Raw genomic sequence first — 263 nt, forward strand, 5'->3', positions numbered from 1 at the left:
GTGGTTCTTTCAATATTTACGTGGGTCAGACAATGCCATTACACCTCTCAGCATCAGGTAAAACGATTTTGGCAATGCGATCACTTGAATTTCAGGCAAGTTATTTCCAAGCAGAGCTGAAGTTGAATCCCTCTCTTCAAGATAGTATGGAACAAATACAGGAAGATTTAGAACGAACTAGAAGATTAGGGTATGCCGTCACTCACGATGAGGTTGGCAGTCAAGTCAGCAGTATCGCCACGCCTATTCTCAATCTACGTAAT

General features: G+C 42.2%; 1 protein-coding gene. It reads left to right on the plus strand.

Annotation, left to right across the window (positions count from 1 at the left end):
* Nucleotides 1-20: 20 nt before the first annotated feature.
* On the plus strand, nt 21-263 hold a 243-nt coding region (locus SB725_RS31915; RefSeq protein ID WP_410923461.1), incomplete at its 3' end, for an IclR family transcriptional regulator C-terminal domain-containing protein.

The organism is Pseudomonas sp. SIMBA_041 (assembly GCF_046535095.1).
GTDB lineage: Bacteria > Pseudomonadota > Gammaproteobacteria > Pseudomonadales > Pseudomonadaceae > Aquipseudomonas > Aquipseudomonas mucoides.